The organism is Mucilaginibacter sp. P2_A5 (assembly GCF_056404995.1).
The window spans coordinates 23,478-49,450 of the sequence record NZ_JBFUCY010000045.1 but is presented as its reverse complement, the minus strand read 5'-3'; the positions used below and the strand labels follow the sequence as shown (position 1 = coordinate 49,450).

Annotated in this window: 17 protein-coding genes and 1 pseudogene; 6 read left to right on the top strand and 12 right to left on the bottom strand. The window is 43.4% G+C overall.

The window, feature by feature from the left end; all coding sequences use genetic code 11:
• From AC1DXF_RS27435 to AC1DXF_RS27405, 7 genes and pseudogenes are all read right to left on the bottom strand, one after another.
• Window positions 1-257: pseudogene (locus tag AC1DXF_RS27435) on the bottom strand (hypothetical protein); the annotation flags it as partial.
• 757 nt (window positions 258-1,014) lie between these two features.
• Complete coding sequence (locus AC1DXF_RS27430) at window positions 1,015-1,794, bottom strand: DUF3667 domain-containing protein (RefSeq protein ID WP_477451880.1); 780 nt, start codon at window positions 1,792-1,794, stop codon at window positions 1,015-1,017.
• A gap of 123 nt (window positions 1,795-1,917) precedes the next feature.
• A complete protein-coding gene (locus AC1DXF_RS27425) occupies window positions 1,918-2,724 on the bottom strand; it encodes an SDR family NAD(P)-dependent oxidoreductase (protein ID WP_477451879.1) in 807 nt (268 codons plus the stop codon).
• Window positions 2,725-2,729: 5 nt separating this feature from the next.
• Window positions 2,730-5,108 (bottom strand): glycoside hydrolase family 3 C-terminal domain-containing protein, encoded by a 2,379-nt coding sequence (locus AC1DXF_RS27420; protein ID WP_477451878.1) that lies wholly within the window; start codon window positions 5,106-5,108, stop codon window positions 2,730-2,732.
• A 4-nt stretch (window positions 5,109-5,112) separates the two neighbouring features.
• Window positions 5,113-7,413, bottom strand: coding sequence for a beta-glucosidase (locus AC1DXF_RS27415; protein WP_477451877.1), 2,301 nt, complete (start codon window positions 7,411-7,413; stop codon window positions 5,113-5,115).
• 35 nt (window positions 7,414-7,448) lie between these two features.
• Window positions 7,449-7,826, bottom strand: coding sequence for a hypothetical protein (locus AC1DXF_RS27410; protein WP_477404114.1), 378 nt, complete (start codon window positions 7,824-7,826; stop codon window positions 7,449-7,451).
• 19 nt (window positions 7,827-7,845) lie between these two features.
• Window positions 7,846-10,350, bottom strand: a complete 2,505-nt coding sequence (locus tag AC1DXF_RS27405; RefSeq protein WP_477451876.1) for a glycoside hydrolase family 2 TIM barrel-domain containing protein — start codon at window positions 10,348-10,350, stop codon at window positions 7,846-7,848.
• Window positions 10,351-10,470: 120 nt separating this feature from the next.
• On the opposite strand from AC1DXF_RS27405, the gene AC1DXF_RS27400 reads away from it, so the two are divergent.
• Window positions 10,471-11,247: an NUDIX hydrolase gene (locus AC1DXF_RS27400; protein WP_477451875.1), complete on the top strand. Its 777-nt coding sequence runs from the start codon at window positions 10,471-10,473 to the stop codon at window positions 11,245-11,247.
• 8 nt (window positions 11,248-11,255) lie between these two features.
• On the opposite strand, the gene AC1DXF_RS27395 is transcribed toward AC1DXF_RS27400, so the two are convergent.
• Genes AC1DXF_RS27395 through AC1DXF_RS27375 form a run of 5 tightly spaced genes read right to left on the bottom strand, consistent with a single transcriptional unit; the run spans window position 11,256 to window position 16,671 of the window.
• On the bottom strand, window positions 11,256-11,579 hold the full coding sequence (locus tag AC1DXF_RS27395) for an AtuA-related protein (RefSeq protein ID WP_477451874.1): 324 nt from the start codon (window positions 11,577-11,579) through the stop codon (window positions 11,256-11,258).
• On the bottom strand, window positions 11,569-12,903 hold the full coding sequence (locus AC1DXF_RS27390) for an acyclic terpene utilization AtuA family protein (RefSeq protein WP_477451873.1): 1,335 nt from the start codon (window positions 12,901-12,903) through the stop codon (window positions 11,569-11,571). Before AC1DXF_RS27390 ends, AC1DXF_RS27395 begins: the two co-directional genes overlap by 11 nt.
• Window positions 12,904-14,199: a CitMHS family transporter gene (locus AC1DXF_RS27385; RefSeq protein ID WP_477451872.1), complete on the bottom strand. Its 1,296-nt coding sequence runs from the start codon at window positions 14,197-14,199 to the stop codon at window positions 12,904-12,906.
• Between the two features lie 3 nt (window positions 14,200-14,202).
• Complete coding sequence (locus AC1DXF_RS27380; protein ID WP_477451871.1) at window positions 14,203-15,066, bottom strand: alpha/beta hydrolase; 864 nt, start codon at window positions 15,064-15,066, stop codon at window positions 14,203-14,205.
• A 12-nt stretch (window positions 15,067-15,078) separates the two neighbouring features.
• Window positions 15,079-16,671: a carboxylesterase/lipase family protein gene (locus AC1DXF_RS27375; protein ID WP_477451870.1), complete on the bottom strand. Its 1,593-nt coding sequence runs from the start codon at window positions 16,669-16,671 to the stop codon at window positions 15,079-15,081.
• Between the two features lie 173 nt (window positions 16,672-16,844).
• On the opposite strand from AC1DXF_RS27375, the gene AC1DXF_RS27370 reads away from it, so the two are divergent.
• The 5 genes from AC1DXF_RS27370 to AC1DXF_RS27350 all read left to right on the top strand — a co-directional run bounded on the left by AC1DXF_RS27370 (window position 16,845) and on the right by AC1DXF_RS27350 (window position 25,846).
• Window positions 16,845-18,053: a hypothetical protein gene (locus tag AC1DXF_RS27370; RefSeq protein WP_477451869.1), complete on the top strand. Its 1,209-nt coding sequence runs from the start codon at window positions 16,845-16,847 to the stop codon at window positions 18,051-18,053.
• 638 nt (window positions 18,054-18,691) lie between these two features.
• Window positions 18,692-19,267, top strand: a complete 576-nt coding sequence (locus tag AC1DXF_RS27365; protein ID WP_477451868.1) for an RNA polymerase sigma-70 factor — start codon at window positions 18,692-18,694, stop codon at window positions 19,265-19,267.
• A gap of 128 nt (window positions 19,268-19,395) precedes the next feature.
• Window positions 19,396-20,520, top strand: a complete 1,125-nt coding sequence (locus tag AC1DXF_RS27360) for a FecR family protein (RefSeq protein ID WP_477451867.1) — start codon at window positions 19,396-19,398, stop codon at window positions 20,518-20,520.
• A gap of 300 nt (window positions 20,521-20,820) precedes the next feature.
• A complete protein-coding gene (locus AC1DXF_RS27355; RefSeq protein WP_477451866.1) occupies window positions 20,821-24,339 on the top strand; it encodes a SusC/RagA family TonB-linked outer membrane protein in 3,519 nt (1,172 codons plus the stop codon).
• 4 nt (window positions 24,340-24,343) lie between these two features.
• The gene (locus tag AC1DXF_RS27350; RefSeq protein WP_477451865.1) at window positions 24,344-25,846 is read left to right on the top strand and encodes a SusD/RagB family nutrient-binding outer membrane lipoprotein; all 1,503 of its coding nucleotides are present in this window, start codon (window positions 24,344-24,346) and stop codon (window positions 25,844-25,846) included.
• The last annotated feature ends 127 nt before the right edge of the window (window positions 25,847-25,973 follow it).

Sequence of the window (25,973 nt, the reverse complement as noted above, 5' to 3'; positions counted from 1 at the left end):
TTGGACTCCAGCTTAACCGTTTCATAACCGGCAGGTGGAATATTCTTTTCTTCCAGGTAAATGTTAAGTCCTGAGCTCAGTTGAGCTACACTGATCAATTCAAAATAATCTAAAAGGCCTTCAGGTAAGATCAGCCGGACAAGGGTTTCGTGGGGTGACTGCAATGCTTTAGTATTCGTTTTTCTGACCGCAAAACAAATACTTTTTTTCTTTTCCCCCAACTTTTTGGACTGATCCCAGACTTTTCTAGCAATCAACCAACACTCTGTTAATCAACTATTTGAATTGTTTTTAGGTGTTCTAATCCCCTTTTGGGGATTTGTTTCAAATACTCTTTAAATTTCCGGGACTAAATCTTTATCATTTTCATCATCATCCGTTATTATTTCTACTATAAGTTGGGCAATTAGATCTAATAATTCAGCCTTGTTGTTATCAATCTTTGATGTTTCTTTTTTTACAATTCTTTTGGCTGGTCTTTTTTTTTATTTTAATAAGATTTGTTAAAGGCTAATATAATTAACCCAAAGAAATAAAGTCCAGGGTAGTTAGTTCGAGGTCTGTTGTAATTAGCCTATCCTTATGTAGATATTCCAAGAGGCTTTTTGCTGGCTTCGGAATAGGTCCAATTTCTTCCTTATAAAGCCCTCAACGACTTTATAAAGGGCTTTATAAAATTCCCTCAGTAATTTCGGTGCGGCTGAAGTTTTGATGACCTCCAGACTGGACATAATTCGAACAACTTAGTAGAGCAATTAAAGATTTTAAGCGAATTAAAAGTTGCTTAATGACGTTTCGAGTCCCATAGGGTTCTCCTATCTGCCTCGAGCCCCAGCAAGACTAAACTCGAATCATTTACTTATTAGTTTGCAGATTTGGTACGAGTTTCAAATGAAATTCCGAGGACCAATCCCCCCCTGGATCCACTTTGCCACAAAACCGAATGAATATTGAAGCCATTTTTAGAAATCTTTTATCGTTGGTTTTGTAATACTTCATTTTTTATTTCTGCCCCTAAAATTGCGCTACTATCCAACCGGCAAAATATCCAATAGCCAAGTTTAAAACTGAAATGACCAAAAAGGCAATAAAAGTGAGGCCGATTACCTTAGCTTTCGAAGTATTGTTGAAGAACTGGGAATAACACCAGCACATTAAAACGAGTAGAAAACCCTGTTGAACTATGCCATATTGGAGAGTTAAAGCGTTACCGAAAATATAAACAATGGGGAAAACGAGCAGGCTAACAATTAAAAACAATCCCATTAAGTATGTATTCAAAACGAGGTGTTCTGCAAGATTATATTTTCGTTTTTTAAAAATGACATAGGAAACCATGGTGCTGGTTATGATCAGGATCAGACCGTAAAAAGCAAAATGCTCAGTTATCCAGGTAATGATTTTCCCGGAAGCCCTGGTTATGTCGTTTCTGGGGTCAATTAGACTCGCGTGAAGCCGGTCGAAAATTAAGTAATGCCAGAGTAATCCATAAAAAGTGGCAAGCACAATAGCAAAGGATAGTGGCTGAAAATGCCTGACTCTTTTTCCTTCCAAAAACTCGCGGATAGTGTGACCGGGTCTTGTCAGAAGCTGCTTAGCAGTGTACAAAACCCCTTTGTCAAAATGAAACAGTCCATGTTGCAGCTCATGCAAAATAAAATGCATGTTCAGTCGGTGGGTGTCTGCCCGTTGTCCACAACTACTGCAAAAATTGCCCGATACCTGGCCACCACAATTTTTGCAAATAATCGTAGTATTTATTTTATGAGCAGTTTTTTTCAACGTTTTTCCCATTTGCTTTCTTTGTTCAGCTTTGAGTTAACAATGCTTAAACTTACGATTTTGTATTGAGTTAATTAATGGTCACATCCGGTAAGCACGGCTTCTTTGTATCCAATGATCGAATATGAATTATCCTTATTTCCAGGAAAGTAATGCCCCCATTTTCTTTGCGATCAGTCCTGCCGCATACGCAGGGTTCAAGCGATAAAGGAGGTCCAACATTTTAGCATCCTTGCCCACTAACACCCGGTAACGGTTTTGCTCCATCCCCGCGATAATCATTGCTGCGGCCTTATCGGCAGAAAGAATCTTCTGCGCCCCTTCTGCAGATGAAGACATTCGGTCGGCAAGGCCCGAATTGGACATGATATTGGTGCTAACACCGCCTGGAAATACTACAGTCACTCTTACATTCGTGCCCGACAATTCGGAATGCAACCCTTCTGTCAGCAATTTTACAGCTGCCTTGGATGCGCCGTAAATGGTTTGGCCCGGGACCGGTAAAAACCCACCCATGCTGGATATGTCGACAATATGCGCTTCAGGCCTGGTAAGCAGGTGTGGCAGAAAAGTCTTAATCAAATAAAGCGTACCGTAAAAGTTGATATTCATCACCCGGTCGATCACCTCGTAGCTGAGGTCATTTACTTTGATAAACGGCTGAATGATACCGGCGTTGTTAATAATACCGTCCACCGCGCCGAACTTGCTTATCACTTTCTCTAATAAGCCTTCCACCCCCGCTCTGTTGGTAATATCGGTCACAAACAGGCTTAAATTTACATTCCTGTCCCCCGCCAATGCTGCAGTTTCCTGCAAAGCCTTTTCGTTGATGTCTATCGCGGCTACTTTTGCACCTTTTGCCAGCAGGTTCAGTACGAGTTCGCGGCCCATACCGCTGCCGCCCCCGGTAACTATTATCGTTTTGTTCTCAGCTTTCATTTTCGTTATTTTGGGTTTTTACTTTTAAGTTCCTCAAATGCCATCGGCGGCGAAAGCGCCTTGTGAACCTTTTCGACAACCAACTTTTTGGCCAGCACAAATGATCGTGTCAATTTTATATTCTCACTCGACGAGCCAATCTTTACCTGATATTGTCCTGGATCCGCGACCCAGGCCGATTGGTCTGTGTTGAACGAAGCAAGGTCTTTAGCATTAATAGTAAAAGTGAGTGTCTGCAATTCGGCTGGTTTTAATAATCCGGTTTTAGCAAACGCCTTCAATTCTTCCGCAGGTTTATCCAAATCTCCTTTGGGTGCTTTCAGGTAAACCTGTACAACTTCCATCCCGGCAACTTTTCCTGTATTTTTTACGTCAACACTTACCGTGATCTTGCCTGTGAATGAAGTTGAACTCAATTTGAGATTGCTATAGGTAAAATTGGCATAAGATAAACCATACCCAAATTCATAGGCAGGTTTCACCTTAAAGGTGTTATAATAGCGATAACCTACATAAATACCTTCTTCATAAACCACTTTTCTTTTTATGGTCGAATCATCTTTAACTTCAATACCGGGAAAGTTCTTCACCGATGGAACATCGGCATAAGATATAGGAAACGTTTGCGCCAGTTTACCTGAAGGATTTACTTTGCCACTGAGTAAATCTGTTATAGCGTTTCCCGCTTCAAGACCTGGCTGCCAGGCGAGCAATATGGCGTCAGGGTTGCTTTTCCAACTGGCTGTTTCTATAACCCCGCCGATATTAAGCACTACAACAACCTTTTTCCCTTTGGCATGAAATGCCTTGCAAATGGTGTTTATCGAAGCTGATTCTATCGCTGAAAGATTAAAATCGTTATCCAGCTTTCTGTCTTCACCCTCTCCCGAGTTGCGCCCAAGTGTAAAAATCGCTATATCGTATTTCCCAGCCATTTCTTCAGCCAGCGAATCCGTTACAGGCATCTCAGCCGCACGTTTTTTGCCACCCATAATGTTCGCGATCATATCGCCACCTTTGGGAGCATTTTCCGTCATATAGGTCTTGTATTTTTCTTTCAGGGTTTCGTCGGTCACATAACCAGCGTTCTTCAAACCATCTACCAGGTTTACGGAATAAGCTACCGCGACATAGCCGCTTCCTGAGCCGCCTAAATAAGCCTGATAGGACGTATTGCCAAACAGTGCAATACTTTTTGTTTTTTCGGTAAACGGAAGCGCACTATCGGTGTTTTTCAGTAAGATCATTCCCTCGGTAGCTGCCTTTCGCGACATTGCAGCATTTGCTACAGTATTAGGTTTATTTGAATACTTGTAGTTTTTGAAACGGGGAGTTTTGACAATAAGGTTAAGGATATCTTCAACATTTCTATCCAATACTTTTTCATCCAATTTGCCATCTTTAACAGCTTGTATTATGGTGCTAACCTGGTTAGGGCCGGGCATCAGCAAATCGTTACCTGCTTTCATCTGTGCAACCGCGTCTTTTCCGGCACCCCAATCACTCATGACAAGCCCACGGTAACCCCATTCTTTTCTTAAAATCGTTGTCAGTAGATCGTAGTTTTCGGATGTGTATTTTCCGTTTAGTAAATTGTAGGAAGACATGACGGTCCATGGGTGTGATTCCCTGGATGCGACCCTGAAACCTTCAAGATATATCTCGCGAAGTGCCCGTTGGCTTACAATCGTATTTACGGTTTGCCGGTCAGTCTCCTGATTGTTCGCAGCAAAATGTTTTATTGATACGCCTACACCCTGCGACTGAATACCGTTTACCATGGCGGCAGCAATCATACCTGATAACAATGGGTCTTCAGAATAGTATTCGAAATTCCTGCCGCATAACGGATTTCGCTGTATGTTCATGCCAGGTGCGAGCAATATATCGACCCCATATTCCAATACGTCATTGCCATACGCTTGCCCGGTCTTAAAAATCAGGTCTTTATCCCAACTTGATGCTAACAGCGTACCTACCGGGAACGCCGTGCATTCATACTTCTGCCCCCCAAAGCCCCCTATCATGCGTAAGCCTGCCGGGCCATCGTTTACCACAATACAAGGTATGCCCAGCCTTGGTATCGCAATCGTGTTTCCGGCAGTGCCTGGTACGGGATTAACCGTATTTGCTGCTAAAGTACCCGCCTGTGCAACCATGCCAGCAAACATTTTATTCTTCCTCATCGCAGGAGGGATATTGAGTCCTCCACCCACAACCAACGAGGCTTTTTCCTCAAGCGTCATAGCGGCAATCACTTCCTTTACAGAAGACTTTCCCAACTGTGGCAACTTTGTCGATTGCTGTCCCCGAACTGATAACGAAAATCCGCAGACGCATAAAAGCAAGAGGATATTGGGGGATAATTTTTTTGATGGTGTCATTTTTTTAATTTTTTAATTCATTGATGGTGACCTGTGGAACAATTGCTTTATGATCCTTTTCAACGATCAGCATTTTAGCTAATGCAAATGGCTTAGTCATTCTGATATCCTCGCTCGAAGCCCCGATCTTTACGGTATACTTTCCGGCATCAGCTATCCAGCTTGACTTTTCAGTATTAAAAGAAGCAAGATTTTTAGGATCAATTGTAAAAGTGAGTGTTTGTGATGCACCAGGCTGAAGTAACCTTGTTTTGCCAAATCCCTTCAATTCCTCTGAAGGTTTGTCCAATGTTTTATGCGGGGCGCTTAAATAAAGTTGCACAACCTCTTTACCCGCAACTTTCCCAGTATTGGTGACAGTAACTGTAGCAGTTAGTTTTTTGCTGAAGGTAGCCGCACTCAATTTTAGATTACTGTAGGCAAATCTGGTATAGCTTAGGCCATAGCCAAACGGATACGAGGTCTTTACGCTGAACGTATTAAAATACCGGTAGCCAACATATATTCCTTCGTCGTATATACTTTCAACCGGGCGGTTAGCGGGTGTACCCGGAAAACTTTTTGCAGATGGCTCATCTTCATATTTAACAGGGAAAGTTGTTGCCAGCTTGCCTGATGGATCAACCCCTCCGCTCAAAACATCGGCAATAGCGTTTCCTGCTTCCAGTCCGGGTTGCCAGGCTAATAAAATGGCATCAACATTTTTGCTCCAGCTTTCCATTTCTATGGCGCCACCAATATTCAATACAACTATTAGCTTTTTCCCTTTGGCGTGGAAAGCATCACCCACAGCTTTTAGTTGTGTTTTCTCGGCTTCTGAAAGATAAAAATCTTCCACTTTTCGGTCAGCACCTTCACCGGCGTTCCGCCTGATAGTAAAAATACCGATATCATCATGGTCTGCTGCTGAGCTGATATCTGTCGCTCTTAATTCAGGCTCCGGCACCAAATGCGGGCTACCCAATACCATGTTTTTTTCGGGATGCGTTTTCAGGTCGGCTTTGATCTGGGCAACGTAAATTGTTTTCAAAGCTGTATCGGGCACATAGCCGATTTGGGAAAGGCCTTTTTCAAGAGCAACAGTGTAAGCTACCACAACGGCTCCGCTTCCTGTTCCACCAATCACCGGTTTGTAAGATCCAATACCAAACAATGCCACTTTCTGGCCTTTGTTTAGCGGAAGAGCGGAATGGTCATTTTTTAATAGTACCATGCCGTCTGCTGCCGCATTCCTGGATAAGGTTGCGTGTGACTTAAGATCGGGTGTGTTAGAATATTGATATTTTCTGAATGAAGGAGTTTTAAGGATGTACAATAATACCCGCTCCACATTTTGATTGAGCACTTTGACGTCTAACGTTCCATTTTTTACGGCGTCAATAATAGCTTGTTGCTGCCCGGGTGTACCTGGTTCAAGCAGGTCATTTCCGGCTTTCATTTGAGCAACAGGATCTTTACCGCCGAACCAGTCCGTCATTACCATGCCTTTAAATCCCCATTCTTCACGCAGTATCTTTGTCAGTAAGTCATTGCTTTCAGAAGTATACGTTCCATTGATCTTATTATAGGAACTCATCACCGTCATTGGCTGCGACCGCTTAACAGCGATCTCAAAACTTCGCAAGTATAATTCCCTAAGCGCCCGCTCACTGATGATTGCATTTACCGCATTACGGTTGCTCTCCTGGTTGTTGGCTGCAAAATGCTTTATAGAGGTTCCTACCCCGTTTGATTGGATGCCATTTACCATAGCCGCAGCCATATATCCGGAAACATAGGGGTCCTCCGAAAAATATTCGAAGTTGCGTCCATTCAATGGGTTGCGCTGAATGTTCATACCTGGTGCCAGGATCACATCTACGCCATACTCTTTAATTTCGTTACCAAACGCTACACCAACCTTTTTAACCAAAGCCGTGTCCCATGAAGAAGCCAGTAAGGTGCCAACCGGCCAGGCCGTCGCATAATAAGATTTCGTACTGTCACCTTTGCGAAAAGGATCGATACGTACCCCGGCGGGCCCGTCAGAAAGAACCGTACCCGGAATGCCGAAACGATTAATGCTCATGGTATTTCCGGCAGCACCCGGTACACGTCCGTCTGCTTCTCCAATGACGGTGCCGTGGCCCTGGAAGCGCATGCCGGTTCCGGCGACTACAGACGCTTTTTCCTCAAGTGTCATTAACTTAACGATCTCACTAACCGGGGCATGCCCCAGTTGGGGTAACTTTTTCTGTGAAAATGCGGTATGGCCAACCAATAAAAAGGCAACGGCAATAACTTGACGAAACTGTACAGTATTCATGGTAACTACTTAGGAATATGGTTAAATTATTCAGGTTATTTATTTTCCTTTACACGTACTCCTTTAGCATCAAACATGCCCATCAGGCTGCCTTTTACATGGTCGTCATCTACCGGATCAAGCGAAAGTGTAACATCATAACTTTGGACAGTAAATGCTAAGGTTGCGGTTTTATCTTTCTCTTCTATGGAAGTAATTTTAGTTATTTCCTTACCGGTTGAATCCTGCACAGCGCCGGTTAACTTGCCATCCTTCCTTTCGAGAATGAAAGTCATCTTAGAGTCGCCGTTAGGGGTGCCCATCACAAGGACATTCCACTTGCCTGGATAATAATCCGGTTTGGTTTGAGCGTTAACATTTACGGAGATAAATAGTCCGATGATTACTGTAAAAATGAAGCTTAACTTTTTCATGATTTTTTATTTTTTATGTTTAATTGATTTTTATTTGAATAGTATTTTCTTTTAATCCGGGAGCCGAGGCTGTTAAAGTCGCAAAGCCTCGTTTCGATGATGACTTAAGGATCACCTGTGCCCTGCCCTGGTAAGCCTTTTTATGCGGCTGCTGAAAACTGGACATATCCGATGGGTTACCGTTCCCAACAGCAGCAATCGTCGCATTGCCCGAAAGTTTAAAATTGATTTCTGTGTCATCAACTGAAGGCACCACATTCCCTTTGTTGTCGACAACTTCTACACTGATAAAAGAAAGGTCGTTCTGATCGGCCCTCAGCTTTTTGCGGTCTGCAATAAGGCGGATGCCAACCGGCTTGCCGACAGTTGATAAAACACTTGACCCCGTTTCTCTACCGTTATCAAAGGTTTTTGCTACCAATATTCCTGGTTGGTATTCGATTTGAAAAGTGGCGGTGATCGATCCTTCGGGAATGGTCTGCTCTGCAATGACTTTTCCGTTTAGTTCAAGCTTCACCGTTTTACTCCTGCTGTAGACATCTACCTGCAATTTTTTTCCCTCTTGCCCTGGCCAGCTCCATGACTTTAGTTCATCTGGCATACCCCAGGTTGCTATCACTTCCTTTTGGCCTTCAGGAACAGGCCGATGCACCAGCATTTCCACCGGGCTGTTTCTCCAAACCACATTCTTATAATATAAAGCCGCTTTCGGGTTACCAATCAGGTCGAGATCACCACAATAGGCATTAAATACCGGCCAGTTATTCCGATAGAACAGCCCCATTCCCATCATCCCCTGCGGCACTTTCTTTGACTCTGGCACCAAAACCGATCTTCCAATTCCCGCCTCCCCGATATAATCCATCGCTGTCCAGGAAAAACCGCCCAGGAACCAGGAGTATTTTTCCGTTTCGTCCCAGTTCTCCAAAGCACCATTTGGTAAATATTCTGTTGCCAAATACAGCTTTCCCGGGTGTTTGGCCCGCTCCGTTTCAAAACGATGAAGCGTCGCACTGTCGCGCTGAAAGTAGATCGATTTATCGAGGAAATAGTTGTAGCCATCGATATCAAGGTTAGCCACGTGGGGCTCGTAATTCTTCCACGGCTTTTTGGTATATGGTGGCAGGAAAACAATGGCATCTGTTACGGGTCGGGTTGGGTCGAGTAACCGTACTTCATCCGATAGTCTTTTTGCAATCCTGTAACCCGATGTATCAGGGGCTTCGTAAATTTCATTACCTATGCTCCACATGATCACTGATGGATGGTTCCTGTCCCGCAAAACCATTGAGGTTAAATCTCTTTGCCACCAATCTTTAAAATAAAGATGATAGTCCTGGGGGTTTTTAGGTAGTTCCCACATATCAAATGCCTCATCGAGAACCAGCATTCCCAGGCGATCACAGGCATTGAGTAAACCCGGCGAAGGGGGATTGTGGCTCATGCGCAATGCATTATAACCCGCCTTTTTGATCAGTTCCACTTTTCGTTCTTCAGCCCGGTCTATACTTGCGGCCCCTAATGGGCCGAGATCATGATGAATGCATCCGCCTTTCAATTTTACCACTTGTCCGTTAAGCAGGAGGCCCTTTTGCCCGTCAAATTGCAGGCTGCGAATACCGAAAGGCGTGATCGTCTGATCGATTGTTTTGTTGTCAGCGCTCAGCGTTACCCTGGCCTTATATAATAACGCATTATCCAATCCCCACAATTTCGGATTGATAACGATCAACTTTTGAGTTAAGTCAGCGCTGCTATTAGCCGGGACAGTCAGAGGCATTTTCCGTGAAGCCACAACCTGGCCTGAAGGATTAAGCAGATCGAGTTTTACAATTACTGTCTTTTGCTTTAATGATTTGTTTTCTATCGAAGTTTGAACTTTTACTGTTGCCTTATCCTTTGAGACTTCGGGTGTCGTGATATAATTCCCCCAAAGTTTTGTATGGATTGGGTTGACAGCCAACAACCAGACGTGACGATAAATACCCGAGCCTGAATACCAGCGGCTATTCTTACCTAAATTCTTAGCCCGTACTGCAATTACATTTGATTTGCCATTGGTTGTTAAATAATCAGTAAGGTCATAAGAAAATGACGTATAGCCGTAAGGATGATTGCCTAAATGGTGCCCGTTGATCCAGACGTCTGCATCCATGTAGACGCCGTCAAACAGGATATATGTTTTTTTTCCTTTGTAATTATTGTTTAAAGTAAAAGTTTTACGATACCAGCCGGTCCCACCTTCGGTAAATCCTGTCGCGGCTTTGCCCACAGATGTTTTGGTAAAAGGTCCCTGAACTTCACCTTCTTTTTGATTTGGGAGATCTTCAATGCTCCAGTCGTGCGGCAAGTTTAAAATACGCCACCCCGAATCGTTAAACGCCGGATTTTGCGCACCATTTAAGGTGTCTTTTCTGAAACGCCAATTGTTGTCAAATGATATCTCACCGCTGTCCTGAGCGCGGGTAATTCCAACTGACAAAAGCAAGGCAAGTAAGATAAAAAAGAATTGGATGCTTTTCATAATTTTAATTCCGTATTAAAAACGGAATAAAGATATGGTGGCGGTTTCACATATCCAAATTAATTCCGTATTTTTAACGGAATTAATAATTTTTGTATCTTTGGAAAGCAAATTTGAATCATGATTATACCCCCAGACTTCGCCACTTTCTCCGAATATTCCGACCAATTCCTTCGGAACGTAGCTGTAGACAATGTAATTTTTGGGTATCACGAAAAAGAGTTGAAAGTATTGCTGCAACAACCTTACACCTTAGAAAAATGGACAGTGACGGGTGGATACATCAAAAAAACAGAGTCCATCGAAGATGCCGCCAGCAGAATTGCTTTTGACCGCACTGGTATCAAAGGTCTTTACCTGAAGCAATTCGGTTCGTTCGGGAACCCTCAACGTGTAATCGATAATGGCTTTACACCCCAATATATCAAGAAAATAACAGGGTTTGAACTTCCGGCGGATTCATGGATCTTTGACTATTTTGTTTCCGTAGCGTTCTACACGCTTACCGAGTTTTCGAAAGTAGAATCCACGAAAGGCGAACTGGAGGCAGATTCCAGATGGTGGCCGGTTAATGAACTGCCGCCCATGATGTTTGATCACGGGCATATCATCAATGAAGCATTGTCTGCTTTGCGGTTGCACATCGCCCACTTTCCAATCGGCTACGAGTTATTACCCGAGAAATTCACCTTACCCGAGATCCACAGCCTTTATGAAACCATATTGGGTAAATCACTTGATGATCGTAACTTCACCAAAAAACTGTTGCTGACTAAAATCGTTACTAAATTAGACGAAACCCGCAAAATAGGAAAGCATCGGTCGCCCTTCCTTTACAAGTTTGATAAGGAACATTATCAGGAAGGACTAAAAAGCGGGGTGGCGTTGGTGTTTTAAAGCTAATATCAGGTAGTTTCTGGCAATTCAAGATCCATCTCCAGCAGTGCATAACTTAGGGTTTTGCCGTGGGTATCCATCACTAAGGAAGTAGTAACCCCGCCTGCCAAAGCCTGCAGGCATACAAACTGCAGGGCTGAAATATTGGGCAGCTCATACCGAACAATTTCTCCATGTATGATCTCTTTGAAATGTTCTTTTACTTTATCGACAGTTATCAAATTGCGCAGCAGTTGATAATCCTTTTCTTCATAAGGTATCAGCGATAAAATCAATGTGTTGCCTTTATCTCCCGCGCGACTGTGCGCTATATCATAAAGTTTAATGCTCATAACTTTTCACTTTTATTGATGGCTTTGTTTTGTTTCTGTCGATCAGAATCGATACAATACCAATCACTTCATTTACATATTTCCGAACTCCTCCGCCACCAGCCGGGCCATTGGTGTAAAGTGCTTCCACTTCTTCGCCTATAGTGGCTGCTTCATTAGCGGTATTGGCCTTGCCGGCTATGCGTAAACGTACTTCATAAGGCTGATAGCCATTTGCCAGTGAAGTGAAATGAACCGACGTATGGCCGATAAAGTCGATTCTCAGATCGGGGAATTGATTAATTAATCTTTGCTGAATTATTTCACCCGCTAACCGGGCTCTTTCCAATGCATTTGCACCAGCATAAGTAATTTCGCCTTCTCCTGTAAAACCTGCTTTATACCCAATACTAACCTTTAGTGTCGATGGTTTTTTGTTGCCATTGCCGCCAGTCACCTTGATACGATCTTTTCCATCCTGTTTCAAATATACCGTAGTGAAATCTGCTGATACGTCGGGCGTCAGGTATTGATGAGGATTTGTTACTTCATACAACAGTTGTTCTTTAACAGTCGCTAAGGTTATATTGCCTCCCGTCTCATCCACTTTGCTTATAGTTGCACTGCCGTCCGGCCAAACATCTGCAAAAGGATGGCCCAATGTACTCATATTCTCGATTGGCTTTTTAACCGGATCGGCAAAATAGCCACCTGTAATTTGCCCCGCGCATTCCATCAGGTGCCCGGTCACCGTTCCTTTGGCAATAATATCCACATCATCCAAAGACCAGCCAAACTCATGTACCAACGGCGCGACAAATAAGGACGGATCGGCAACACGCCCGGTTATGATAATATCGGCGCCTGTTTCCAGCGCCGGTAAAATAGCATCCGCACCTAAATAGGCATTGGCTGAAATGACTTGTCCTGACCGGGAAATAGGATTGCCTGTTTCCATAGCGATCTCATCGCCGCTGATAGATTCTAAAACATCGTCCCCTATAACTGCCGCTACCTTGATGGAGATACCTTGTCTTTTTGCTATTTCAATAATTTTACCCGCTGCCGCGACCGGATTTGCCGCCCCCATATTGGTGATGAGGCGGATTTTATTTTTTTTGAGCAATGGTAACAGTAATTCTATACGACGTTCCAATAGCGGGTCGTAACCTTGTGCAGGATCTGCTGCTTTTCGTTTTTGTGCCAGGGCAATAGTACGTTCGGCCAGGCATTCCAGCACCAGGTAATCCAAATCACCCTTTTCGGCTAAAATCACAGCAGGCTCGAGCCTGTCTCCCGAAAAACCTGCGCCACAACCTATACGGACTTTATCTCTCTGTTTCATTTATATGCTTATTGCGCCAAATGCTATTGCTATTATGGTCATAATTATAGTGGTACCGAAAGCCCATTTAAAAGTAAATTTTTGATGGTCTGCCAGTTCCACTTCCGACAATCCTACCAAAACGAAAGTTGAAGCGGTTAAGGGGCTTAACGGGAAACCCGTCGTCATCTGCCCTAAAATTGCTGCCCGACCTATTTCCATGGAATTTATGCCATAATGGGTGGCCGCCGTTTTTAAAACCGGGATTACGCCAAAATAATAGGCATCGGGGGTAAAAACCAAACTCAATGGCATACTGGTCACGCCGACCAATGCCGGCAAATAACCCGCATGCTCTTTGGGAATGATGGAAACTATCGATAATGCCATAGCGTCGATCATTTTGGTTCCGGTGAGTATACCGGAAAATACCCCGGCTGCAAAAACGATGATAGAAACCGAAAACACGTTGGCTGCATGTGCCTGTATCCTTTTTCTTTGTTCGGCCTGCGAGGGATAGTTAACCAGTATCGCTACGGCAAAACCGATAATGAATAAAGCCGATGGGGACGCCAGCGACAAAATAAGCGCTCCGATCAAAATAATGGTCAGAACCGCATTGAACCAGAATAAAGCGGGCCGGCGGCTTTCTTTTTGTTCGTCAGAAAGTTCCTGTTGGTGATCGTAATCGAGGTGAACAACGCCTAAACGCTTACGCTCTTTTTTGCCAAGCCAAAATGCCACAAATAACACCCAAAGAATTCCGCCGATCATGGACGGCAGAATCGGAATGATCAAATGCGCAGGGTCAGTTTTCATCACGTTTAAAGCCCTGGCTACAGTGCCCGACCAGGGCACCAAATGCATAACGCCCGCACTGAGCGCGACGATGCAGGGGAGTATCAGCTTCTTCATTCCCAACTTTTTGTAAATAGGGAATAAAGCAGTGATGGTGATCATAAAAGTGGCCGTACCGTCTCCATCCAGGTGAACCAGCATAGCCAAAATAGCGGTTCCCAGGGTAATTTTCAACGGATCGCCTTTGGCAAGGTTAATAATGCCCCTGATCACCGGGTCAAATAACCCCGTATCGATCATCAGGCTAAAGTATAATACGGCAAAGATCAACAGGATGCCGGTGGGTGCTACTTGTTTGATCCCGCCCAGTACCATTTCGCCTATCTCTTTCGCCCCAAAACCACCGATCAATGCAAATAAAACCGGTACCAGGATTAAAGAAAGCAATACCGACAGGCGCCTGGTCAGGATCAACCCTAAAAAGACACAGATGGTTAAAAAGCCGAGGATGGATAGCATGGATTAAAGTATTACGCCATTGGCTTTTAAACGTTTACTAAAATACAAAACCTGGTAAGGCAAGGCATCCTGCCAGAATTCCCAGGTATGGCCGCCTGGCCGTTCTGTATAATCATGCAGGGTATGGTTATATAACAGGCGCCGGTGCAATTCGCGGTTGGGTTCAAGCAGAAAATCTTCTACACCGATATCCATTACGATGGGCAATCCGTTTTTTCTGATTTGATCAGCCATATTTACCACAGAATAAGGCAGGTAACTATCCGGCGTCATCGGCCCCATTATTTTATCCAGAAATTTTGTTAGACCATTAAACCGTTCGGGGGTCAGGTTCCAGGTGGTCATATTCGGGTCGAGCGCCCCGCTCATACTGCCGGCCGCCGCAAACAACTCGGGATGGCGGGTAGAAAGGTAAAGCGAACCATAACCGCCCATGGATAAGCCGGTGATCACCCGGCCTTTTTTATCTTTCACAGTGCGGTACCTGCTATCGATAAACGGGATGACCTCTTTGATAATATAGGTTTCAAATTTGCTGTTTGGATCAACCGGGCTATCAATATAATAGCTGAATATTTCCCCTTCCGGCATCACAATAATCATATTGTATTGGTCAGCCAGGTTGCGCACCAGCATCTTATCGGGTGTTTTGAGCAGCCAGTCGTTGAAATGCCCGAAGCCGCCGTGCAGCAGGTAAAGTACGGGGAAATCCTTTTTGCTTTTGCTATAGCTATCTGGTAATGCAATGGCCGCTTTGTAAGTTTTATTCATGGCCGCGCTTGGTATCTCAACGGTATCCACCTTTGAAGCATAGCATAAAGGGCTGCAAAACATGGCGAGCGCAAAAACATAGCAGAGTCTTCTCATCGTTGATAATTTTTATTGTTTTTTTTGAGCGTTGACTATTTTAAGCAGTTCGGCATCCGGGTGATCACGCACTTCACATTTGTTATCCAGGATCATTGTCGCGCCATTTGCAGACGTATAGGCCGGCCATTTTGGCAAACCGGGGGTGTTGGGATTACCGTTGCGGGCAAAGCTGATCCAGGCACTGCTTATTTTCGTGGCAAGTGCATAGGCATCCTTGCCACCGCCGGTCATTTCCTCGCAGCGGCGTATATTATCAAACTGAAAAGCGATATCCATACAATGCATCGCTTTGTACCTGCCATCGTTAACCGGAGACTGCCAGGTAAACAGGTACATGTAAACCGGTGCCGCACCGCTTAACCCGGATTTTTGATCGGCTTGTTTGATGGCTAATGAGCGAAAACCGAATTCGATATCATTGTATTCAAACGGCTTGCTGGTATTTGGGTAAGCTTGCTTCACCGCTGCCATATAAGCGTCGGTCTGGTCGCCATATTTTTTCTGTAAAATAGCTTTCACATCTTCTATGGTCTGGTCCTTCGGGGTCGGCGCGAAAGCGGCAAACTCATTTTTAGTGGTACCCACCAGTAGCGGTATATTTTTTGAAAGGTCCATGGCGGCCTGATCGGTCGGCTGATTAGGGAACATATCGCCATCCAATACCGCGTTCCAGCCGACGTTTGCCGGTTTTCCTTCTTTTCTCAACGCTGTTCCTACTTTTCTTAGCGCCCTGTTACCGGCGACATTCAATTGATCATAGGGTATTTTTTGTAGAGAGTCGACTTGGGAAGCCTGCAAATGTAATTCATCAAGCAAAGCTGCCGCAACGCGCTGCGAAATGGATTTATCCGTAAAGGAAGTGATATAACTGCCGCTTTCTACGATGGCTTTGTTAAATAGCCCTTTTGCCTTCGGCGTATTCATCATACAGGTTACCTTTCCGCCGCCGCCCGACTGCCCGAATATTGTGACGTTATCCGGATCGCCGCCAAATTGCGCGATGTTGTCTTTCACCCATTGCAAGGCTGCAACGATATCGGCCAGGCCGGCATTCCCTGAGTTTTTATATTTATCTCCATAAGCTGAGAGGTCGAGGAAACCCAGGACATTCAACCGGTGATTTATCGAAACCAGTACAACGTCCCCTTTCTTAGCCAGATTCTCCCCGTCATAGGATGGCAGTTCAATAGACGAGCCGGCCGTAAAGCCGCCGCCATGCAACCACACCATCACCGGGCGTTTCTTCCCGTCGTTTAATTTCTGCGTCCATACGTTCAATGTCTGACAATGCTCATTGGAATAACCCAGATCGTGGTTAAAAGCAAATTCAAACGCATCGTTCACTGTCGTAGTCGGATCGGTGGGGCAAACCGGCCCATAGGTCATTGAGCTCCGCTCGTCATTCCAGGCTTTGGGTTTGCGTGGTGCCGTAAAACGGTCCGCTTCCGCATAGGGGATGCCTTTAAAGGTAAAAATTCCGTTATGAATATAGCCCCTGACTTTTCCGTTATCAGTAGCGGTGACAGCAATGCCCTCACCGCCTTTTATGGGATATTCAGTTTGGCAAAATGCAGAAATGTTATAAAAGCAAATTGCCAACATAAGTAGAAATGTTGTTTTTCTTTTCATCATAATTGGTTTTATCAGGAATGACAAATCTATATTTACATCTTCAATTCCATCTTTTTTTAGATTGCTGAATTGTATATAAATTTATCGCTTGATTTCCGAAACGTTTCCGAAACCGGGAGCAAACCTGAAATGCTAAAAATCATATGAAGCTCAAAACGGGAAAGGACGAAATTGTATACCTGCTGACAAAGGTAGTGCTGAAATACGAGGCAGCAACCGGCCAGGGTATTAAGCGAAATACGAACAGAAAGAATTATGAAGACCTGGCGCGCATGTTAAGCGAGATCAGTAACAGCCTTCCCCATACCAGTGAAACGCTTTTCCATAATTATTACCCGCCGGGTGAAAACAATGCGGCAGCCGTTTACCCATTCCGCAAATATGACATAACCGGCGGTCAGTTAAAAGATGCAATGAATGGGATCGTGTCGAACCCGCGCCCATTTTTGGTTGATGCCTGTTACATTTATTTGTATGGACAGGGCAGAAAGGGTTTTGCACAAAAACCAGTTGATGCCGGGTTAGTGGATGAGGCGGCAACTGTTGAAATACCCAATATGGATGTGCTTCCTGCTGAAGGCAGTAGCTTATCGCTGTTAAGGAAGATCAAAACATACCGGGCAATTGTAATCCTGCTTTGTTGTATTTTATTAGTTGGAGGGATTCTTTGGGCTGAAGAAAATTCAAAGGAAAAAAAGCTCTTCCGTGATTTAAGCATTTTGCCCTACCGGCCCTCAGGCGCCGAGATCGATAGCCTGGAGGGAATCTGGCTGTGCTATACCGGATCGCCGCAGGCCCGGACGTATGATGCCGGGCGATTCCATAAAATTGTTTCTAATATCATGGATGTGAAATACCAGGATGGTTACTTCAAATTCATCCGTTACGGGTCTAATTTCGAACATGCAGGCTATATGCAGTTTGAGGCAGCCTGGCTGGTTTCCATTCACTCGCACGTCGTTAACGCCCGGGATAGCATCGAGTCGCCTAAACTATCATTGATGCGTTTGGATGAAGGCAGGCCTTATGTGGATGTCATATCCGCTTCCTGGAACTTTGACCAGGGGAAAAAAAACAGGATTATCGGCATACGGGAGCTTTTCATCAAACAAGGCAAAAGGGGGCGGATAGAGGAGATTATAAATACGCCGCAAAACGCAGCTTGTAGTTGTAAAATAATTAAATGGCAATCACCCGGCAATGCAATTCGCTTTTTTTATTTGAAAAATGAACTGCTGGATACGATTGGCGACAAAAGATTGAAACAAACACTCGATGAGAAAAGTATTTTACTTTCTCAGCCCGGTGATACATCCTTATTGCTACCTAAACATTTTACCAATACGCATTAAGGTATTATTCGAATTATAAATGTCTTGGATGCTGATCTGTAATAACGAGACAATATCGAGTCAGTTAATTTTTTCTTACCTATAGGTTAAAAAGCTTCCTGAGGCTTGACTCGAACCACAAAAAATAGATAATTTACATTTGAAAAGTTCAGCTACTTGAAATCTTGTTTTCATCTTTCAAAATTGGTTCAACAGCCTCCAAAAACTCCATTAAGTGTTCAAAGAACTTCCCTTTAGGGCTACCAACACAACAACTAATTGATTATCAAACAGTTATTGTACTAGTAGGGAAATATGAAGCTGAATATTTTACAAACTAAAACTTGTTGATTTTTAATTACTTACACATTTTACCCTCCTCAGTAACGTCAAAATAGGCCTATTTTGACGTTAAAAAAACGAGCAAATCAGTGAGTTTTTTATAGCTAAAATATTTTCTTAAAACTTACTCTTCATTTAGTACCTATTAATACTAACTAAAGATTAGCTTTATATAATTATTCTATTTTTGCCGCTTATAAATAATAGGTTTAGCAATCCCTGTAAACGATGGTAATTTATGCAACGAGGTAATATTCTCGTCCGCTAAATGTAAGTGAAATACAAAAAGCTTTTTTAATTTAGTATCAAAATTTTAAGTGAGCGCTTATATTTCTTACCCCGATGCCATCCTCACTGACTTGCTCAAGACAGATGATGAAGCCGCGTTCAATGAGATTTTTAACAGGTATGACCGCCTGTTATTCATTTATGCTTATAAAAAACTGCAGGATAAGGAAGAGGCGAAGGATGTAGTACAGGATGTATTTATTAACTTATGGAGCGTGCGGAAAAACCTGGGGCTGACCGGTGAATTAAACGTATATCTTTATGCATGTGTACGAAACAGGGCACTGAACCTTTTACGGAGCAAGAATAACATGGATAAATATATCGGCTCTCTGCAGAGTTTCATGGAAGACAATAAGGATGCGGATTACCTGATCCGCGAAAAAGATATTTCATCCCTTATAGAAAAAGAAATAGCAGCACTCCCCCCTAAAATGCGTGAAGTGTTTGAACTAAGGAGAAAAGAATACCTGAAAAACAAGGAGATTGCACAGCGATTGAATATTTCGGAACAAACCGTAGCCACCCATATAAAGCGGGCGCTGAAAATACTCCGGGTCAAACTGGGCCTGATGCTATATCTTTCTATTCTGCTATTGCACTAAGAGCAGGGCGAAATACACCACATTTACGCAATTCTGATCTTTTTTGATATTTATTTTAAGCAGCAGTACCCAATTGCTGCAGGAAGTGTGTCTTGGTTATATTATATAACAGAAGACCGATCAAAAAGATGCCAAATATTAACGCTAAAGATTTACTGGATAAATATTACGCCGGACTTTGCACTCCAAAAGAAGAAGAACTGGTTGAGGCATGGTTCCATAAGGTGAATCAAACAGACGATATTCAATTTTCTGAGGCGGAGCTGGAAGAAATACACCACGAAATGTGGGAAGAAATACAATCCCGCAATAATAAAACCCCGGTTAGAAAATTGTGGTACAATATTGCAGCTGCAGCATCTATTCTGCTCGTGATATCGATAGGTGTTTATTTCCTTCCGCATCAACTAAAGAAGGTCAACCAGATTGCTCAAAACAAAAAGAACGATCTGTTACCCGGTAGCGACCAGGCCACGCTTATATTAGCCAACGGTCAAAAAATTATTCTGACAAAGGGTCTTAACGGTAAACTTGTACAACAGAATAACGCCCTTATCGCTATAAACACCGACCACGCCGTCGCCTACAAGGCAACAGGTGATCGGTCTAAAATAGAATACAATACCCTTTCCACTAAGAACGGTGAGCAGTCGCCCTACCCACTTATTCTTTCTGACGGTACAAAAATATGGCTCAACGCGGCCTCATCGGTAACCTTCCCTACTGCATTCTCGGGAAAAGAGCGAGTGGTGACAGTAACAGGTGAAGCTTATTTTGATGTGGTACATAACGCAAAGCAGCCTTTTAAAGTAAAAGTTAAAGGCCAGGTAATAGAGGATATAGGCACACAGTTCAACATTAACGCCTATGACGACGAGCCTGCCATGAAAACTACTTTGATTGAAGGTAGTGTTAAAATTTCTGAAGGTTCGTCAACACGGTTTTTAAAGCCAGGCCAACAGGCTGTTGCCCTAAAGGATGATCATAAGCTTACAGTGAAGAATGCGGATATAGCGGAAGAAATAGCTTGGAAAAATGGCCTGTTCTTTTTTAAAAATGCCGACTTACAAACGGTTATGCGCCAGCTTTCCCGCTGGTATGATGTAACAATACAATATGACGGAAATATATCCAAACGGTCTTTTAACGGAGAATTTCACCGTAGCCTTAAGGCTTCACAACTTTTGGATATCCTCAGATATTACAAAGTGAATTTTAAAATTGACGGCAAAAAAATAATTGTTAAAACCTGATGCCCTTATTAAATAAACTACTGATTATTAACCTTTAAATCCAATAAATATGATAAAATCAATACAACTACAAAGCTAAATCCAAGGGTTTCATGGGTAAAAAAAACCGTGGATGTGTTGACGCACAGCCACGGCAAAGTCCGGATTAACCCATTCCCCCGCCGGTGGCCGGGGACAAAACCAAATTGCACTGAGTTTTAAGTATTAACCCTAACAGAACAAATGTAAATGAAATTTAGTTCACGCAGAAATCCTGCGCGTTACCGCGAACGGATTCAATTAAAAAAACTACTATTGGTTATGAAGCTAACGATACTTCTGATGGTCATAGCCCTTGTACAGGCAAGCGCCAAAGGATTTGGTCAAAAAGTAACACTTCATAAAAAAAACGCCTCTTTTGAAAATATTATGAAAGAGATTAAAAAGCAGACAGGTTACACTGCTTTTTATGATGAGAGTGTTAAAGCCGTCCCTATTACCGTTGATGTCAATAACGCGAGTGTAAAGGAAACGCTCGACCAATGTTTTCAGAATTTACCTATAACCTATAAAATTGTAGATAGCAATATTTTTTTTCAAAGCAAAGAAGAAAAACAAGGGGTTGACAAAATAATAACTCCTGCGTCGGTGCCTGTTGTAGTTACTGGCCTGGTGACCGACGAGAATAAAAACCCGTTGCCGGGTGTAACCGTGCTGAATAAAAAGGGTAATAGGGTTGTTGCAACAGACGAACATGGGCATTATAGTATTTCGACAGAAAAAGGCGACGTACTGCTTTTTCGTATTATAGGATATAAAACCAAAGAGGTTCCAATTGATGGTCAAACTGTTATTAATGTTTCTCTTGAACAGATTACTGCTAAGCTTGACCAGGTTGTAGTTACTGCATTGGGTATCAAAAAGAGCAGAGAAATGGTATCCTACTCGACCCAGGAAGTAAAAGGAACCGATTTGCAAACAGCGCCAGAAACCAACGTAGCCAGTAACCTTGTGGGTAAGGTTGCAGGTTTGTCTGTCGCCACCAAGTCGACCTTGTTTGAGAGCCCTGACGTTGAACTGCGAGGCGCACAGGCCCTTGTAGTATTGGATGGAGTTCCAACGGACAAGCATTCTTTTGATTTCTGGAGTGTTGACCCTAATAATATTGAAAGTGTAACTGTGCTGAAAGGTACAGCGGCAGCGGCGTTATATGGTTCAGATGGTATTAATGGAGCCATCATGATAACTACCAAAACCGGCAAGGATGGCGCCAACGGAACAGAAGTAACTTTTAACTCCACCAATCAGTTCCAGGCCGGCTTTTTAAGATTGCCAAAAACACAAACCCAATACGGCATGGGCTGGAATGGTTATTATGCATTTATTAATGGTAATGGCGGCGGCGGATGGGAAGACAATTATGGGTATGTTTGGGGGCCTAAACTGAATCAAAAGGATCCTTCAACACCCAGCGGATACGTGGAAGTGCCACAGTATAACAGTCCTTATGATCCAAATCAACTATACTCATTTACCCAAGCCGGTTATACCGACCAGAGCCATTATAAGCCAATTCCGTTTATTACAAGGGGAAGCAATAACCTGGCGAACTTTTTGAACGAGGAATTTACCACTACCAACAATATCAGCGTAGCCGGTAAAACCGATAAAACGGACTTCCGTATCTCCCTGACGGATGTTTATCAGCGAGGCCAGGTGCCAAATACGTCCCTTAATTCAACTACGCTCTCCCTCTCGGGCAGTGTAAATGTAAGCGACAAATTAAAGATACAGGGTTTACTCTCCTACAACTATCAAAATAGCCCCAACTATCCCTCGGGAGCCACAAGTGGCACTTCCGGCGGAGCAGGGCCAGCCGATTATTTCTATGATATTTTATTGTGGATGGGGCCTGATGTGGATATAAGAAACCTGCGCAACTACTGGCAGCCGGGCGGAGCAAATCCCCGCCCCAATTCATTCGCATACGGCACACAAAATTTCCAGCAGTTCAACTACAATTATTCATGGTACAACAATCCCTATTTTGTTGCTTATGAAAACCTGAACAGCTATACCAATCATGTGATCAATACCCAGCTGAACGCAAATTATATTTTTAACAAGAATCTTAGTTTGATGGTAAGGAGCGCTGTGTCGACTAATAATTCATATAGCGATAGCAAAGTGCCATACAGTTTTATTGACAATAGTTTTAGTATGCAGCCGAAGGGTGGATATTCTATGAGCCAAAACAATAATCTTCAGATTATCTCGGATGTTTTACTCACCTACAAGAAAGACTTTTTAAAAGATTTTCATGCAACTGTTTCGGTAGGTGGTACTACACGTTATAATCGTGCCACTGGCTTATCTCAAAATACAGTCGGCGGTTTAACCGTACCCAATTATTATAACCTGGCAGCATCAGCAGGCGGCCCTGCCGTTGCCTATAATGCCCTGGCAGAAAAACAGTCGTCCGGTGTTTTGGGCTATGCAGATGTAGACTACAAAAGCATGGTTTACCTTGGTGTTACCGCACGTAACGATTGGGTTTCGAACCTGCCAAAGCCAAATAACTCGTTCTTTTATCCATCAGCCAATGCCGGGATTGTATTTTCAAATATCTTTCACCTGCCCGAGCCGATCTCTTACTTTAAGTTAAGGGCATCATGGGCGCAGGTTTCTGATAATTCTATCAGTATTTCAGGTAATATCTACAGCGATTGGTATGCGTCCCTTGCTACCTATAATAACGGTACAAGATGGAACAACAATCCGTCTCTTAGTTTGCCGGGAACACTGATAGCTACTACACTTAAACCAAATACAACAGTTTCGCAGGAATACGGTGCAGAAATGTTGTTTTTTAAAAGCAGGCTTGGTTTGGATCTTACCTATTTTAATTATGATAAAAAGAACCTGCTTAACCTGTCGCCCCTGTCAACAGCTTCCGGATATGACTACTATTACGTAAATGGCGGTAACTATGCCCGGAAAGGCTTTGAAGTTGTAGCGAAGTTTGCTGCGATTAGGAGTACAAATTTCAGGTGGGATATCTCAGCCAACTGGGATGAACAGCATACTTACCAGGGAGCCTATTATGGCGGCAGTACGATACAGGGGGGTATAAAAACGGGTGACAGGACCGATGCAATTTATGCCAGAACATGGGAAACCGATAATCATGGGAATGTAGTGTACGATTCAAATGGAAACCCCGTAGCTACCCCTTATAACGTAAAGCTTGGATATTCTGACCCGAAATGGGGGTTTGGGATCACCAACAATTTTAGATATAAGCAATTCTCCTTGAAGGTCTCAATTGACGGACGCGTAGGTGGCAAAATATTCGATGGCGTACAGGCCCAGTTATATGACGCAGGTAATGAAGTTGCTGAAGTAAATTCATACCGGGATGATGCTTACCTGGGTAAGGCGACCTACCAGCCTGCAGGTGTGGTAGTAACAAACGGCAGCATCAGCTACAGCCCGCTGGATGGCCACGTAATAAGCGATAACCGCACATTTTCCCCAAGCACAACAAAAGTTAATTATATAGACTGGGTTAGAAATTACTATCGCGGCGGCTCGGGTGCATACGGTGCAGAGCTGTACAGCAGGTCGTTTGTTAAATTAAGGGAAGTTATATTATCCTACAATTTTAACCCCGTATTCCTCAAAAAGGTGAGTATTAAAACAGCCACTGTTTCCCTCACCGGCCGCAATCTTTTTTTATGGACAAAAGTACCTTACCTCGACCCGGACGGGTACAATGGTTTTGCATTGCCTGAACCAAGCTACAGAAACATTGGAGTGAATTTAAATCTTAAATTTTAATCAGATGAAACCAGCTATAAAAATATTACTGTTCATGCTTTTGATATCCGCGGTTTTTGTATCGTGCAAAAAGTATGACTACTATCAAAATAACCCCAACAAGCCAACCAATGCTACAGCATCGTTGCTGCTTACCAATATTTCGGTTAATGTGTTTGAGTTGAACTTCCATAGCGATGGCTCGGGTTATGCCTCACGTTATGCCACCTATTATGAAAGAACCAATACAGCGGTCGATTACGGATGGTCGCAAGGCAGTTTCGGAAATTATGATGTATTGAGGCAGGTGGCACAGATGGACCAATTGGCCCAGACAGCCGGTCAGCCGGCATATACCGGACTTGCACACTTTTTCAGGGCCGTGCTTTTTTCACAGCTTACCGAAACATTTGGCGATGTTCCGTATTCACGGGCTTTGCAGGCCTCATCGAATGTCACCAAACCTGTTTATGATAAACAGGAAGATATATATGCCGGTATTTTAAACGAGCTCGACCAGGCTAATACTATATTGGCCCAGGCGGCAAGTGCAAATACTAAAATAACCGGCGATATCATATTTAACGGAAGCCCTGTGCAATGGCAAAAAGCAGTTAATGCGTTTAAACTCCGCCTGCTTATTCATTTAAGTAAAAAAACCGGGGATACCAAACTAAATGTAATCGATCAATTTAAAGCCATTATCACTAATCCAACAAATTATCCTTTAATGACGGGCATTCCTGATAATGCGCAGCTTGTTTATAATACTTCGGCTACATCTAATTATTATCCTACCTATAATTCTATATCTGTGCTTACCCTGGTGTCGTTAGAAAAAGGATTTGCGGATACCCTGATATCAAAGACTGATCCCCGGCTGTTTTCATTCGGCTTGCCAGTTGCCGGTAAAGCCGCAGGTGTATTTGCTAACTATGCAGGGGTGAACGCAGGCTTAACAGCTACCCAACAGCAAAATTCTGCTAATAGTGCTTCGCTGATAAACCCCAGATATGCCAACAGTATGGTTAATGAACCTACTATGCTGATAGGCTATCCCGAGCAGGAGTTTTTAATTGCCGAGGCCATAACCCGTGGCTGGATCAGTGCAGGACCAGGAGGAAGCGTGGGGTCAACTGCTGCAGCATGCTATAATAACGGTATAACAGCTTCTATGCAGTTTTATAATACTTATGCTTCAGCAGGTATTTCTGATCAAGCTATAACTGCTTACCTGGCTCAGCCTTCAGTTGTGCTCAACTCATCTTCGACGCTTAATAAAATACTTACTCAAAAATATATCGCCATGTTTTTGCAAAGCGATTATGAGCCCTTTTTTGAGCAGCGCCGCACAGGCATACCTACATTTGATGTAGGCCCCGGTACTTTGAACGGAGGGAAAGTACCAAAACGCTGGATGTACCCAACCAACGAGTTTGAGCAGAATAATGCTAATGTTACCGCTGCGGTTAAAAGCCAGTATAATGGTACTGATGATGTAAATGGTTTAATGTGGGTGTTGCAATAAAACAAATAATTCACACAATTTTAATACATCCTTATGAACGGCCTACCCCCCGATCATAAGGATGTATTAAGATTGCAGTGATCGTAAAAAACTATTTGATCTATAGCTTCCCGCCTGGAAGCAAAAA